The organism is Roseateles sp. P2_H4 (assembly GCF_056403315.1).
In genome coordinates this window covers 22,304-36,683 of the sequence record NZ_JBFUFR010000054.1, presented here as the reverse complement: position 1 = coordinate 36,683, position 14,380 = coordinate 22,304, and the positions used below count along the sequence as shown (strand labels likewise).

12 protein-coding genes are annotated in these 14,380 nt (G+C 67.5%); 6 read left to right on the top strand and 6 right to left on the bottom strand.

The window, feature by feature from the left end; all coding sequences use genetic code 11:
- Positions 1–85: 85 nt before the first annotated feature.
- The 3 genes from AC1DW3_RS27685 to AC1DW3_RS27675 are packed head-to-tail and all read right to left on the bottom strand — an operon-like array spanning position 86 to position 6,671.
- On the bottom strand, positions 86–2,758 hold the full coding sequence (locus tag AC1DW3_RS27685) for an alpha-galactosidase (protein WP_477936981.1): 2,673 nt from the start codon (positions 2,756–2,758) through the stop codon (positions 86–88).
- Positions 2,755–3,849 (bottom strand): amidohydrolase family protein, encoded by a 1,095-nt coding sequence (locus AC1DW3_RS27680; RefSeq protein ID WP_477936979.1) that lies wholly within the window; start codon positions 3,847–3,849, stop codon positions 2,755–2,757. Before AC1DW3_RS27680 ends, AC1DW3_RS27685 begins: the two co-directional genes overlap by 4 nt.
- On the bottom strand, positions 3,849–6,671 hold the full coding sequence (locus AC1DW3_RS27675; protein WP_477936977.1) for a TonB-dependent receptor: 2,823 nt from the start codon (positions 6,669–6,671) through the stop codon (positions 3,849–3,851). The genes AC1DW3_RS27680 and AC1DW3_RS27675 overlap by 1 nt, the downstream gene beginning before the upstream one ends.
- A 379-nt stretch (positions 6,672–7,050) precedes the next feature.
- On the opposite strand from AC1DW3_RS27675, the gene AC1DW3_RS27670 reads away from it, so the two are divergent.
- From AC1DW3_RS27670 to AC1DW3_RS27645, 6 genes are read left to right on the top strand one after another with little or no spacing between them, the layout of a single operon-like run.
- Positions 7,051–7,965 carry an EamA family transporter gene (locus tag AC1DW3_RS27670; protein WP_477936975.1) on the top strand — a complete coding sequence of 305 codons (915 nt, stop codon included), beginning with the start codon at positions 7,051–7,053 and terminating at the stop codon, positions 7,963–7,965.
- Positions 7,962–9,245, top strand: a complete 1,284-nt coding sequence (locus AC1DW3_RS27665; RefSeq protein WP_477936973.1) for a D-tagatose-bisphosphate aldolase, class II, non-catalytic subunit — start codon at positions 7,962–7,964, stop codon at positions 9,243–9,245. Before AC1DW3_RS27670 ends, AC1DW3_RS27665 begins: the two co-directional genes overlap by 4 nt.
- A gap of 1 nt (position 9,246) precedes the next feature.
- On the top strand, positions 9,247–10,425 hold the full coding sequence (locus AC1DW3_RS27660) for an SIS domain-containing protein (protein WP_477936972.1): 1,179 nt from the start codon (positions 9,247–9,249) through the stop codon (positions 10,423–10,425).
- Between the two features lie 5 nt (positions 10,426–10,430).
- Positions 10,431–11,378: an N-acetylglucosamine kinase gene (locus AC1DW3_RS27655; RefSeq protein WP_477936970.1), complete on the top strand. Its 948-nt coding sequence runs from the start codon at positions 10,431–10,433 to the stop codon at positions 11,376–11,378.
- Positions 11,379–11,422: 44 nt separating this feature from the next.
- A complete protein-coding gene (locus AC1DW3_RS27650) occupies positions 11,423–12,229 on the top strand; it encodes a DeoR/GlpR family DNA-binding transcription regulator (protein ID WP_477936968.1) in 807 nt (268 codons plus the stop codon).
- A gap of 41 nt (positions 12,230–12,270) precedes the next feature.
- The gene (locus AC1DW3_RS27645; RefSeq protein ID WP_477936966.1) at positions 12,271–12,789 is read left to right on the top strand and encodes a hypothetical protein; all 519 of its coding nucleotides are present in this window, start codon (positions 12,271–12,273) and stop codon (positions 12,787–12,789) included.
- 34 nt (positions 12,790–12,823) lie between these two features.
- Here AC1DW3_RS27645 and AC1DW3_RS27640 read toward each other — a convergent pair whose 3' ends face one another.
- From AC1DW3_RS27640 to AC1DW3_RS27630, 3 genes are read right to left on the bottom strand one after another with little or no spacing between them, the layout of a single operon-like run.
- On the bottom strand, positions 12,824–13,237 hold the full coding sequence (locus AC1DW3_RS27640; protein WP_477936964.1) for a RidA family protein: 414 nt from the start codon (positions 13,235–13,237) through the stop codon (positions 12,824–12,826).
- A complete protein-coding gene (locus AC1DW3_RS27635; RefSeq protein WP_477936962.1) occupies positions 13,234–13,671 on the bottom strand; it encodes an acyl-CoA thioesterase in 438 nt (145 codons plus the stop codon). The genes AC1DW3_RS27640 and AC1DW3_RS27635 overlap by 4 nt, the downstream gene beginning before the upstream one ends.
- Before the next feature lie 2 nt (positions 13,672–13,673).
- Positions 13,674–14,375, bottom strand: coding sequence for an ABC transporter ATP-binding protein (locus AC1DW3_RS27630; protein WP_477936985.1), 702 nt, complete (start codon positions 14,373–14,375; stop codon positions 13,674–13,676).
- Positions 14,376–14,380: the final 5 nt, after the last annotated feature.

The following is a 14,380-nucleotide window of genomic DNA, read 5'->3' as shown; positions in this document are numbered from 1 at the left end:
GGCTGGTGCTGCCAGCGGCCGGTGGCGGCCAGCGGCTGCTGGGCTTGCGCGGAGAACGCGACGAGCAGGGAGAGGGCGATCAGCTTCATGCGGCGGGCAGCAGGCGGCCGAACGCGGCCGGGACATGAAAGTCGGGCGTGGCGGTCCGGGTCGGACTCCACGCGGAATAGACACGGCCGGCACCCTGGCCTTCGACGCGGAACAGGTTCAGGCGCCAGCCGTCCTCCGCCCCACGCATCGGCACAGCGAGTTCCGCCGTCCAGACCTTGCCCTCGGTATCGATGTGCGCCCTGGCGCGGCTCTCGCCGACGATGCGCTTCTTGCCCGAGGCCTCGACGGCGATCTCCAGCAGCAAGCCGTTGGGCGACACCTCCACCTCGCGGTAGCTCTTCAGCCCTGCGCGGTCCGGCGCCTGCAGGAAGACCTCGACGACATCGCGCTCCCAAAGCGGCCAGATGTCGGTGGCCGAGCCGGCGCGCTCGAAGGTGCTCAGCGCCTCGAACTTGCAGATGAAGCGCAGATAGAGCTGGCTCGCACCGCGCAGCAGCTGCACACGGGTGGACTGCGGGCCGGTGAGCGCCTGGCCTTGCCAATCGTGGCGGAAGAAGGTGGTGGGCGCTTCGGCCCACTGCGACGCGAGCGGGAAGCCGTCGGTGCCGACCTGGGCAACCTTGCCGGCGAAGGCGACGGACAGCGTGTCGGGTACGTCGGGGCGCGCTTCGATGAGCAGGCTGTGCGTGAAGCGAACCGGCAGCGTCGGCTTGTCGGCGCTGACCTTGCCGATCTCCTTGCCCGTCAATGCATCGCGCAAGGTCCAGCTTCCTGCGCTCAAGCCACGCAACGTGACGGGGCCTTCCCAGCGCTCCGCGTAAAACGCGTAGTGCAGCGCCCCGCCCTGCTCGATGACATGGGTCTCGGGCTTGTCAAAACCCAGGTCATACAGCTCGCCGCGGTAGCGGCCCTCGGCCAGGCGCTGGCGGTTGTAGAGGTCCACCCACTGGCGCCAATGCTGCTCGCGCTCGGGCGTCAGCAGGAAAGAGTCCTTGGGCTTGGGATCCACCGGCCAGGTGAACTTGCTGGCCACGACGGCGCCGATGCCGACGCTGGACGCGAAGTCCTGGCCGCCGCTGCTCAGCTCCACGTGGTCACCCGCGTAGGCGGCCCAGGGCCCCATCAGCGCCTTCAGCGTCTTGCCCTTGTGGCGTACCTGCCAGCTGGATAGCGGATCGGACGCCGGCGCCTGGTCCATGAATGGCATGTTGTGGAAGGCATAGCCCGTGCCGCAGGGGCAGACCTCGACGACCGCCTCCGGGTTGGCCGCGTGGGCCGAAGCGTGCATGACCTTGTAGAAGTCGGCGAGCTTCTCGACCGCGTCTTCCGGCCGCGCATGCTTGTGTGCCGGGTTGAAGCAGGGCGCCACGCCGTTGAGGTGCTGGCCGTCGACCTTGAGGCCGTCGAAGCCCCAGTCGCCGATGATCTTCTTCACCGTGGCAGCCAGGCGGGCCTGCGTCTTCTCGTAGGCTGGGCAGAGGTAGAAGCTGTTCCACCACGTCACGTTCTGCACCGCGCCGTCCTTGTCCAGCAGCAGCAGATCGGTGTGGTCGTGCAGCTCGTCGCTGCCGGGCGCGACGGCCAGCGGTGCGATCCACAGCCGCGCCTTCATGCCGCGGGCATGGATGTCGGCGACAAGCGCCTTCATGTCGGCCTCGCCCTTGGGGAACTTGGCCAGGTCGGGCGTCCAGTCGCCGGTCTTGACCTGCCAGCCGTCGTCCAGCACGGCCCACTTGAAGCCGAGCGCCTGCACCTTGGGCAGGGTGGCGCGCACATAGTCCAGCGAGAAGTCGCGTTCATAGCCCCAGGCGCACCATTGCGCCTCGTAGGCGCTCTGCGGCGGCTGGGGTGCCGCCAGGCCCTGCGCGGCCATCAGGCGGCGGTAGCGGTCCAGCGGCACGAAGAAGTCGCCGCGATGCACGGCGATGAAGCTGGGCGGCGTGGTGAGCACCTGGCCCGGCTCCAGGATCCGCGGAGCATCGCCGCGCAGCGAGATCTCGACGGCATCACCCACTGCCTTCACGGGCAGCGCGACCAGCTGCGGTTGAAGGGCCAGGTGGCCGACGGCCAGGCCGACATCCTTTCGCCAGACATCGACGACCGGCGTGCCGCCGCCGTAGTCCGACGCATTCATGCCCATGAAATTGCGCTGCTCGAAGCCTCGCTTCACAGGCTGCACCCAGTCGCGCCGGTCGGCGTGGCTGGCGCCGGAATACGTCCACGAACCGCCCGCATGGCGGGGCGCGGCGGCCAGGCGGTGAGCGGCGTTGACCCAGGCGTCGATGGTCAGCGGCTTGTCGCTGGTGTTGACGTAGGCCACGTTCAGCAGCGCAACGCCGGGGTGTTCGTCCAACAGCGTGACGGTGGCGCGCTTCTCGATGCCGTCAACCGAACGACCGACGAGACGCAGCGTCTGGCCAGCGCCGAACGGCGTGGCGGCCTTGCCGGGCTCAGCCTGCTGCAGCGTGAACCGGCTCAGCGTCTTGCCTTTCACGACCAGATGCTCGCTGGCATCAAAGCCCGTCAACTCGACCGGCTGCTTGCCAGCCAAGCTGACGACGCGGCAGCGCATCTGGTCGTCGAACTGCAGCGACAGCGCGCCGTCCTGCACGCGCACATGGCCMTTGCCCTCAGCGCGGGCAAGCGGCAACTGCGCGGCCAGCGGTGCGGCGCCCAGCCACTGCAGGAAGGCCCGGCGTGYCGTCATCGCTTGCCGCCCCAGGCGCCGGGGAAGGTCCGCTCGGCGTTCAGGTGGTAGAGCTTGTCGACCACCGCACGCGGAAGCGCAAGCCCCTTCACCGGCTTGTCGAGGTCGGCCACCTTGAAGCTGTTCGCCGTGTTGAAGTAGCGCCAGTGCATGCGCCACACACCCTCGGCTTCCTTGGCCAGCGCGGCGCCGTCCTGGTCGGGCGCCTGCGACATGTCGCTGCCGTAGAGGATGCGGTCCTGGTATTTGATGAAGAAGCGGCGCACGCGCTCGCGGTCCTTCTGGCTCTGGTACTGCAGCTGGCCGATGCGCGCGGCCACGTCGACCTTGGCGTTGGGGAAACGGTCCAGGAAGGCGGCCAACTCGTCCACGCTACGCTCCAGCGACGCGAGGTGCACGCCGATGAAGTTCAGCCCTGGATGGGCGGCCACCATGCGGTCGCGCGCCGCCATCTGCGCTTCCCAGCTGGGCATCTCGGGGTGCAGGGCCATGTGGTACTGGGGGTGGGCCTTGAAGTATTCGCGGTCATTGTTGACCGTCATCTGCTCCAGTGGCAGCCAGCAGTTGTGGGGCTCGCCCTGGTGGCCGAGCAGCGGGATGCCTTGTTTGGCGAAGTCGTCGAACAGCGGCGCGAAGCGAGCGTCGTCGATCATGACGAGCTTGTCGTCGGCGCCCTTGAGGCTCATGCCGATGTTCTTCCAAACCTTCACGCCGACGGCGCCGGCCTTCATGGCAGCCGCAATGCGCTGGCGTGTGGCGGGCAGCCACGCAGCCTGGCCAGAGCCGTCCACCGAGAAGCTGGCCGCCCAGGCCACGTCCTGGGGGAACTGCTTCTGCAGCTCGATGGCAACGCGCTGCTGGTCGTCCAGCGGCGGGAAGTCCGGGTAGTCGACGTTGATCGTCAACACCTTGAAGTTCTGCCGCTTCGCCGCCGCCATGAAGACCGGCGCGGGGTTGTGCAGATGCAGGTGGACGTCGATCTTCGAAACCCGGCCGTAGTCGGCCATCGTGTAGCTCGGCGCGTCCGCTGCGCTGGCGGAGAAAAAGGCCGCCCCGGCAAGCAGGGCGGCAACACGGAGGAGAACTCTCATCAGAACTTGATAGAAGCGCCGACGGTGAACGAGCGGCCATAACGGTAGTAGCCCTGGGGCAGCTTCACGCTGTCGTTGCCCAGCGTGTACTCCTGCGTCGCATCGGTCAGGTTGTTGCCTTCCAGGCTGATGCGCAGCCACTTGTTGACCTCGTAGGCGATCTGGGCCGTCGCCCAGGTCACGGCCTTGGCGCGCTCGTTGAAACCGGCACCCAACACATTGGTGGCGGTGACGAAGGCGTCGGTGTGGTCGGCCGTGGCGCTCATGCTCCAGGGGCCCCTCTCGTACAGCACACCGAACGACGACGTGGCCGGTGCGATGCCTTCCAGCGCACGCTCCTCGCCGCCCACCCAGCTGCGCGACTTGTTGCGGGTGTACTGCGCCCGCACGCCGAAGCCGTTGTCGAACAGATGCTGCAGGCCGATCTCGAAGCCACGCGCCAGGGCCTTGTCGCCGTTGATGGGCTTGCTGATGTTGAACAGCCGCCCGCCCGGCGCGCCGATGTCCTGGCCCGTCAGCCAGATGCTGGTGATCTGGTTCTTGATGTTCTTCYGGTAGACGGCGAAGGTCAGCGCCGAGTCCTTGGCGTAGTACCACTCCAGCGACGCATCGACCTGGCGGGCGCTGTAGGGCTTGAGCTCGGCATTGCCGCCGAAGACCTGCGTGRAGTCGCCCCAGGAGATGCTGGCTGTCGTGCTCGTGGGCGCCAGCTTGTCCACCGACGGACGCGCCATGGTCTTGGCTGCACCCAGGCGCAGCTGCAGGGCGTCCGTAAACAGCCAGGTGAAGTTGACCGACGGCAGCGCGAAGCTGTAGCTGGTCTCCTGCTGCACGACGGACGGCGCCGCGTAGATGGCCGTGTAGTTGAACGCGCCGTTCTCGATGATGTTGGTGATCTTGGCGTCCCAGGCCTGAGCGGTCGTCTTGGTCTTCACGAAGCGCACGCCGGCATCCGCGTTCCAGCCGTCGCCCGACAGATCGGCCTGCACGAAGGCGGTGGTCGTCTTCTCCGTCACGCGGTAGCTTTCCAGCGGGTTCCACGCCGGCGCGGAGGCCGCCGAGCTGTAGACGCCGCCACCCGGGCGGGGCTTGCCGTCGTAGGCCTTCAGCGCCTCGGCGTAGTTGTTGACATCGAAGCCCAGGAAGCTGCGCGGGAAGTTGCCGCTGACGCCGTCCAGGAAGCCATTGGGGCTCAGCGACTGGTTGATGACGTTGCCGCCCAGCGCGCCGACGTTGATGGCACTGGCACCCGAGTAATGGCCGTCGCCCGCRTTGAAGGCGTTGTTGATCAGGTCRCGCGACTTCTTGCGGTTGGTCTGGCTGAGGCCGAACTTCAACTGATCGATGTAGAAGCGGTCCAGCTTCCASTCCAGGTTGSCACTSGCGCCRYCGATCTTGTCGTCGATGTTGTCGCCGGCCCGGCTGTAGTAGTGGGTGTTGAAGTCGCTGGCCTTGAACAGGCCTTGCGCCAGGCCGGTCTGCAGGTCGCGGCCGTCGGCGAAGGTGGTCTTCACATCGGGCACGGCTGAGCCGGTCAACTGGATGCGCGTGACGTTGGGCTGGTTCATGCGCAACACGACATAACTGTCGTTGCCGCCGGAGTGGCGCCTGGAGGTGGACTCGTAGATGTCACCGGTCGCCTTCAGCGTCGGCGAGATCTTCCATTCCGCATTGGCGCCGTACAGCGCGGTGTCCACCACGCGGTACTCGGTCTTGTTCAGCAGCTCCGGGTTGAGCGCCATCTCCGGGTTGGGATTGGCCAGCGTGAAGTCGGTCACCACGCCGTTGCTGATCTTCATGTTGGACCAGCGGCCCGGCGCGTACAGCGGATAGAACGACAGCTGATAGCCGACCTGCGGCGAGTCCAGCCGCGTCTTGAAGCCGTCGACGACGACCTTCACGTCGCTGCTGGGCCGCCATTCCACCTTGCCCGACAGCGCCAGGCGCTCCTTCTTCTCCATGATGGTGCCGAAGCGGAACTGGCCCGGGGCGATCAGCCCTTCCTCGTCCAGGTCCAGCTGGCCATTGCCATTGGGGTCGATGTTGCCGCCCCAGGTGTTGCCCCAGGGCCAGAACAGCTCCGGCTTGTTCGGCGCCGGGTTGCGGCTCCAGCCGCCGTCATTGCCGGCCGTGTCGGTGCGCACGTCGCGCTTCGCATACACCACGCCCAGCAGCACGCCCACCTGGTCGCCGAAGGTGTTGCTGTAGGTGCCCGACACCTTGGTGCCATTGAGGCTGCTCATCTGGTTGCGGTCGGCCTCCACGCGCAGCAGGCCGCGCTGGCCCTTCTGGTCGAAGGGGCTGGCAGAGCGCAGGTTCACCAGGCCGCCGATGGCGCCTTCGATGAGGGAGGCCTGGGTGGACTTGACGACGTCGGCGCCGCTGATGACATCGGCCGGCAGCACGTCGTAGGCGAAGTAGCGACCAGCGCTGTCGGTGCCCAGCAGGCGGCCGTTGAAGGTGGTGATCGTGTACTCCGGGCCGAGGCCGCGGATGCTGACCTTCTGGCCTTCGCCGCCGGCCGTGCGCGAGATGGACACGCCGGTGATGTGGCTCAGCGAGTCGGCCACGTTGTTGTCGGGGAAGCGGCCCAGCTCGGTCGCGCTGATGCTGTCCTGCACGCCGGCGGCATTGCGCTTCAGCGCGAGGGACTTCTGCAGGCTGGCGCGGGTACCGGTCACTTCCACGCGGTCCAGCGTGTTGTCGGCATCGGTCTTCGCGGTCTCCTGGGCGAAGGCCGGGGCGCTGAATGCCGCCAGGGCCAGCAGGCCGGCCGCGGTCAGCGGATGCAGGGCAAAGCGGGGTTGCAGGCGAGGACTCATCGAACGGTTCCTTTTATGTGTCGTGGCTGCCGTCAGGGCAGCGAGAAGCAATCTGCGGATGGGTGCCGGGGCAGCTTCCCCCGGTGCGTTGTGCCGGCCCCGGAAGGTGCCCCGAACCGGCTTGACGCAAGTCTACGAATTCTTTCGTTTGATTTCGTATAGAGTTTTCACTGATGCCGAATGCTTTCGATGAATCATGCCACGAAAGCCTTCCGCGGAGCTGACATAGAGGGAACACCCAGAGCTATACGGCGTTTCATCCCTCACCCGCGGGATTTGATATACGAAAGTGTTTCCGCCGTTGTGTTTTCGTTTTTGTTCGTTTATGCTTTCGCTCGAAAGTCGCAAACGCGCTACCGGACCCCACGAAAGACTTCCCATGCAGAGCAACTGGCTCATCTACACGCTGATCACGACCCTGCTCTGGGGCGTGTGGGGCGCCTTCACCGGCCTGCCCTCCGAGCACGGCTTTCCAGACACGCTGATTTACGTCGTCTGGGCGCTGACGATGGTGGTGCCCGCCGTCATCGTGCTGGCCCGCGCCGGCTGGCGCATCGACCGTGACCGCCGCTCCGTCGTGCTCGGCCTGGCCGTGGGCCTGCTGGGCGCCGGCGGCCAGATGCTGCTGTTCCGCGCCGTGCAGTCCGGCCCGGCCTATCTGATCTTCCCCATCGTGTCGCTGTCGCCGGCGCTGACCATCGCGCTGTCCTTCGGCCTGCTGGGCGAGCGCACCGGCAAGCTGGGCATGGCAGGCATCGTGCTCGCGCTGTGCTCTCTGCCGCTGTTCGACCTGCAGCTCGGCGGGGGCGGCCAAGCGAATCAGACCGTAGGTTTGTGGTTCGTGCTGGCCCTGTTCGTGCTGGTGGCCTGGGGCCTGCAGGCCTACTTCATCAAGCTGGCCAACGCGGGCAGCAGCGCCGAAAGCATCTTCTTCTACATGGCCGTCGGCGCGGTGGCCTGCGCGCCGGTGGCGTTGGCCATGACGGACTTCTCCCAGCCCATCAACTGGGGCTGGCAAGGCCCCGGCCTCTCCGCCGTCATCCAGGTGCTGAACGCCATCGGCGCGCTGACGCTGGTCTATGCCTTCCGCTACGGCAAGGCCCTCGTCGTGTCGCCCCTCGTCAATGCCGGTGCACCGCTGCTGACGGCCGTGCTCTCCATGGCCCTCAGCGGTGCCGCGCCCAGCGGCTCCAAGCTGGCCGGCGTCGCCCTCGCCCTGCTCGCGGCCCTGCTGCTCGCGCTGCAACCCGAAACCCCGCCCTCTTCCACACCCGTTCAAGGAGACGCCGCATGAAGCTCATGCTCAACCTCGTGCGCCGCCACAAGCAAGCGGCCAACGGCAACCTCGCCGTCGGCATTCCGTCGGTCTGCTCCGCCCATCCCGTCGTCATCGCCGCCACGCTGCGCGAATGCGCCGCCCAGGGCCGGCCGGCCCTCATCGAAGCCACCTCCAACCAGGTCAACCAGGACGGCGGCTACACCGGCATGACGCCGCTGGACTTCCGCCGCTACGTGCAGGGCCTGGCCGAAGCCGAAGGCCTGGCGCCCGAACTGCTGCTGCTGGGCGGCGACCACCTCGGCCCCAACGCCTGGCGCAAGCTGCCGGCCGATGCGGCCATGGCCAAGGCCGAAGTGATGGTGGCCCAGTACGTGAGTGCGGGCTTTCGCAAGATCCACCTGGATTGCTCGATGTCCTGCGCCGGTGACCTCGTGCCCCTGCCCGAACCCGAAATCGCCGCCCGCGCCGTGCGCCTGTGCCGCGCGGCCGAGATGGCCTGGCTGCAGTCGCCCGAGCGTGGCGACCCGCCGGTCTACGTCATCGGCACCGAGGTGCCCGTGCCGGGCGGCGCACACGAAGACCTGGGCGAGCTGGAAGTGACCTCGCCCGACGCTGCCGCGTCCACGCTGGAACTGCATCGCATCGCCTTTCAGCGCGCCGGTCTGGAGGCCGCGTGGGAGCGCGTCATCGCCATGGTCGTGCAGCCCGGCGTCGAGTTCGACCACCACAAGGTCATCGACTACCGGCCCGAGAAAGCGCAGGCCTTGAGCGCCTTCATCGCCAGCCAGCCCGGCCTCGTCTTCGAAGCCCACTCGACCGACTACCAGACCCCCGAGCGCTTGGCCCAGCTGGCCCGCGACCACTTCGCCATCCTCAAGGTCGGCCCCGGCGTGACCTTTGCGCTGCGCGAGACGCTGTGGGCGCTGGCCGCCGTCGAGCGCGAGTGGGTGGGCAAGGGCGAAGGCCTGGTCGACACCGTGCTGGGCGTCATGCGCGCCGAGCCCGAGCATTGGCGCGGCTACTACCAGGACCCGGCGCGGCTGAATGTTGACCTGGCCTACAGCTTGAGCGACCGCATCCGCTACTACTGGGCCCACCCCGCCGTGCGCGAAGCCTGCCGGACCATGCTGGCCCGCCTGGACGCCGCGCCGCCACCGCTGACGCTGCTGAGCCAGTACCTACCCCGCCAGTACGAGGCCGTGCGCGACGGCCGCATCACCACCCACACCGACGCGCTGCTGCGCGACGGCACCGTCCAGGCCCTGCGGCCTTATCTCCATGCCTGTGCAGCTTGACATGACCCTGCTTCACCTCGACCCCACCGACCTCGATCACCGCGGCGCCGCGCACACGGCCCGTGAGATTGCTCATCAGCCCGCTGTCTGGCAAACGGTCTACGCCCAACTGCAGGCCGAGCGCCCCGCCCTCGACGCCTTCCTGGCGCCCCTGCTCGCCCTGCCCCAGCTGCGCATCGTGCTGACCGGCGCCGGCAGCTCGTCCTTCATCGGCCAATGCATCGCGCCGGCCCTGCTGCGCCACCTCGGCCAACGCCCCGGCATCCGCGTCGAAGCCGTGGCAACGACCGACATCGTCTCCAGCCCCGAGCAGTGTTTGCAGCCCGAGGTGCCGACGCTGCTGGTGTCCTTCGCCCGCTCCGGCAACAGCCCCGAAAGCCTGGCCGCCGTGGAGCTGGCCGACCGCTTCATCAAGACCTGCCACCACCTCGTCATCACCTGCGCGGCGGACGGCACGTTGAACCGCCGCATGGCCGGCCAGGCCGGCGCCCAGGTGCTGCTGCTGCCCGACGAGACCAACGACCGCGCCTTTGCGATGACGTCCAGCTTCAGCGGCATGCTGCTGGCCGCCGCCTGGGCGTTTGACCTGCCCCTGGCGCCGGTGGCCGAGCTGGCTCGCGCGGCGCAGGTCCTGACTGAGGGCGAAGGCGACCGCCTCTACGCACTGGCCGAGCAGTCCTTCGAGCGCATCGTCTTCCTCGGCAGCAACACGCTGCTGGGCCTGGCCCGCGAGGCCGCGCTGAAGATGCTGGAGCTGACCGACGGCAAGCTCGTCGCCATGGCCGACTCGACGCTGGGCTTCCGCCATGGCCCCAAGACCATCCTCAACGACAAGACGCTGGTCGTCATCATCCTGTCCAACGATCCCTACACGCGCCAGTACGACCTCGACCTGCTGCGCGAGCTGCGCAAGCAAGGCCCCGCCCGCGTGCTGGCCCTGCGCACGTCCGCGCTGAACGGTGCCGAGGCGCCTCATGCGGACGACGTGACCCTGGCCCTGCCCGCCAGCGCACCCGACCTGGCGCTGGCGCCAGTGGCCCTCGTCTTTGCGCAATGCCTGGCCCTGCTCGCCTCGCTGCAGCTTGGCATCACGCCCGACAACCCCAGCGCGTCCGGCACCGTGACTCGCGTCGTCAGCGGTGTCACCATCCATCCCGTGAACCAACAGCCTCAAGGATGAGCTCCATGTTCCTCGGCATCGACGGCGGCGGCACCAAGACCGCCTTCGTCCTCGTGGACGAGATTGGCCGCCTGCTCGCGCGCCATGAGTCGACGACGAGCTACTACATCGAGATCGGCTTTGACGCGCTGCGCGCCCTGCTGCGCGACGGCGTGCAGGCCGCGCTGCGCCAGGCGGGCGTGACGGCCAGCGACATCAGCTACACCTTCGCCGGCCTGCCCGCGCATGGCGAAGACAGCGAGTTGCTCACCACCTTCGATGAGCTGCTGGCCGGCGTGGTGCCGCACAGCCGCGTCGGCAACGACATGATCTGCAGCTGGGCCGGCTCACTCGCGGGCGCCGATGGCATCAGCCTCGTCGCCGGCACCGGCTCCATCGCCTATGGCGAATGGATGGGCCGCGGCGCGCGCTGCGGCGGCTGGGGCGAGGTCTTTGGCGACGAAGGCTCGGCCCATTGGCTGGCCCGCGAGGTGCTGGCGCTGTTCTCGCGCATGGCCGACTGCCGCGCCGAACCCGGCCCGCTGCTGGGCCTGGTGCGCGATCACTTCGAGCTGAAGCACGACCTCGACCTCTGCGGCGAGATCAACGGCAGCGCCGCGCGCAGCGAGCTGGCCCAGGTCGCCCGCCTGGCCACGGCCGCCGCCAACGCGGGCGACGTGCAGGCCCGCCAGCTGCTCGTGCGCGCCGGGGATGAGTTGGCCGCCCTCGCCGCCGGCGTCGCGCGCAACCTGGGCGTCAGCGGCATCCAGGCCGTGCCCGTTTCCTACTCCGGCGGCGTGTTCGCGGCCGGCGAGCTGGTGCTGGGGCCGCTGCAAGCCGCCCTCGCTCGTCGCCTGCCGGGTTCGGTGTTGAAGACGCCGCGCTTTGGTCCCGAGCTTGGCGCTGCGCTCTATGCCGCCCGCCTGGCTGGCAGGCCGTTGTCGCCAGCAGCGCTTGCCAGGCTCGACGGCTGAGCGGTCGATATCATTCGAAAGTCGGCCCCGCCTTCTGTCCCCGCATGCCAACCTCCCTGTCACTGCCCGCGAAAACCGAAAGCCCGCTGCTCATCGACGAGCGGCGCCGGCTGATCCGCGAGCTGGTGCAGAGCCAGGGCCGCGTCACGGTGGACGAACTGGCCGAGCGCTTCGGCACCTCCGTCGTCACCATACGCAGCGACCTCAACTCGCTGGCCTCCACCGGCGCCGTGCTGCGTACCCACGGCGGCGCGCTCGCCCAGCGCGACACCGAGGAAGTGCCTATCGGCGTCAAGCAGAAGCTGCGCCACGAGCAGAAGGTGCGCATCGCCACCGAAGCGGCCAAGATGATCCGCGACGGCGAGACCATCCTGCTCGACTCCGGCTCGACGACCGAAGAGATCGCCAAGCAGATCCGCGGCCTGCGGCTGAATTCGCTGAACGTCATCACCAACGCGCTGAACATTGCCGCGCTGCTGGCGACCGTGCCGCACATCAACCTCATCATGCCGGGCGGCCAGTTGCGGCCCAACTCCTATTCGCTGTCCGGCCCCCAGGCCGTGGCCGCGCTGCAGGGCCTCTACGCCGACCGCCTCTTCCTCGGCGTCGACAGCCTCGACCCCGACATCGGCCTGATGACGCCGCATCTGCTGGAAGCACAGCTCAACGCCCAGATGATGAAGATCAGCCGCCAGGTCGTGGCCGTGGCGGACGCCTCCAAGCTGATGAAGCGCAACCTGTCGGTCATTGCGCCGGTGGAGCAACTGGACATGCTGATCACCGACAGCGGCGCGGACCAGGCCATCGTGGATCAGTTGCGGGGGCGGGGGATTGAGGTGGTGTTGGCTTGAGGTAGCTCGCGCGAGCGATCAAGGCACTGTGCACTGGACTTATGAAGCGCTACGCCTCTTTCTTCGAATGGCCGGACAAAGCTCGGAAAGAGCTCGGCGTCGTTGAGGAGCTCGTCAAGGCGCTGAATCGCGATAAATCTTTCGTCCTCGGTGCACCTGAGTCGTTTAGTCCAGATCCGCCTGACTGCATTTGTACGAATTCGGCCGGTGGAAAAGTCGCGTTCGAAGTCGTGGAAGTTGTGTGTCAAGACGCGGCGCGTTTGAACGCGCAAGGAGTAGACGTTTTTCGAAACTGGGCGCCAGGTGAGTTAACAACGCACATCGCTAGATTGCTTGCCGAGAAGGATTCAAAGACCTTTCATGGCGGACCGTTTGCAAGCATCGCGGTTTGCATGTTCACCGATGAGCCACTGCTGACTATCGACCGTCTGGAGGTCGAATTAGCTACCAAGTTGTTCGGTCCTTACAAGCAGCTAGACCGCGCCTATCTCGTCGTGTCGTATGACCCGGCAAGCAAGACCTATCCGGTCATCGAACTGGATATTCGGAAGCAAGCTTGACGGGCTTTGCAGACAGAGAAGGCCTATAGCCGTCTCATTCAGATCCCGGCACCACCGCCGTCACCTCGATCTCCACCTTCGCCCGGTCCTCCATCAGCGCCGACACCTGCACGGCGCTCATCGCGATGCCGTAGTCGCGGCCCAGCACGTCGCGGTAGGCCTGGCCCACCTCGCGGCCGCGGGCGATGTATTCGCGCTTGTCGATGAGATACCAGGTCATGCGCACGATGTGCTCGGGCGCCGCGCCGGCTTCGGCCAGCACGGCGCGGATATTGAGCAGGGTCTGGCGCACCTGGGCGATGAAGTCGTCGCTGTCGAACTCGCAGCGCTCGTTCCAGCCGATCTGGCCAGCGACGAAAACCTGGCGGCCGCTGGCCGCCACRCCATTCGCATAGCCACGCGGCTGGGTCCAGCCGGCGGGCTGCAGGATCTGCTTGTTGGTGCTCATGTGTTTGTCTCCTGTTGTGCGGCGAGCGAGCGCTCCAGCGCGGCACGCAGATCGGCCGGAAAGGCCTGGGGTTTGTGGGTGGCGAGCGAGGTGCAGACCAGCACCTGGGTGAACTCGACGCGCGTGCCGTCGTCGCCAATGAAAGTGATGTTCAGCTTCAGCGAGCCCCCGCCCAGGCGTTCGATACGGATGGTTTGCACGAGACGGTCGCCATGGCGGCTGACGCGCAGGAAGCGCGTGTCGAGCTGAGCCGTGGGCATGCCGACGCTGCGCTGGCCGATCAGCACGTCGAATGGCAGGCCGAGGTCGTGGGCAAACCAGTCCTCGATCAGCTCGTTGAGCATCTCGAAATAGCGCGGGTAGAAGACGATGCCGGCCGGGTCGCAATGGCCGAAGCGCACGAGTTGCTCACGTTGAAAGGCGAAAGAGCTCACCGTCACACCCCCACGTGCTTCTGCCACAGCGAAGGGTCGGCCGCCAACGCCGCCGACGATCCCGCCCAGGCCACGCGGCCGCGCTCGACGACCGTGTGGTGGTCGGCCAGGCGGATCAGCCGCTGCACATATTTGTCGACGACGAGGATGGTCTGGCCGGCGGCGCGCAGCAGGTCCAGGCAGCGCCAGATCTCCTCGCGCACCAGGGGTGCCAGGCCTTCGGTCGCTTCGTCCAGCACCAGCAAGCGCGGATTGGTGACCAGAGCACGGCCGATGGCCAGCATCTGCTGCTCGCCGCCCGACAGCTGCTGGCCCATGTGGCCGGCGCGCTCGGCCAGGCGCGGGAAAAGGCCGTAGACCCGCTCCACCGTCCACGGCTCGGCCGCGCCGCTGCGGTTGGCCGCGAAGGCGCGCAGATGCTCGTGCACGCTGAGGTTGGGGAAGACCTGCCGCCCCTCGGGCACCAGGGCCAGGCCCAGCCGCGCGATGCGGTCGGCCGGCCAGCCGGTGATGTCCTGGCCGCAGAACGTGATGCGGCCGCTGCTGGGTGCCATCCAGCCGCACAGGCAGCGCAGCAGCGTGCTCTTGCCCATGCCGTTGCGGCCCAGCAGCGTCGCCACTTCGCCAGCCTTCATGCTCAGGTCGAGGCCAAACAGCACCTGGCTGGCGCCGTAGCCGGCTTGCAGGTTCTTGATTTCGAGCAAGGCAG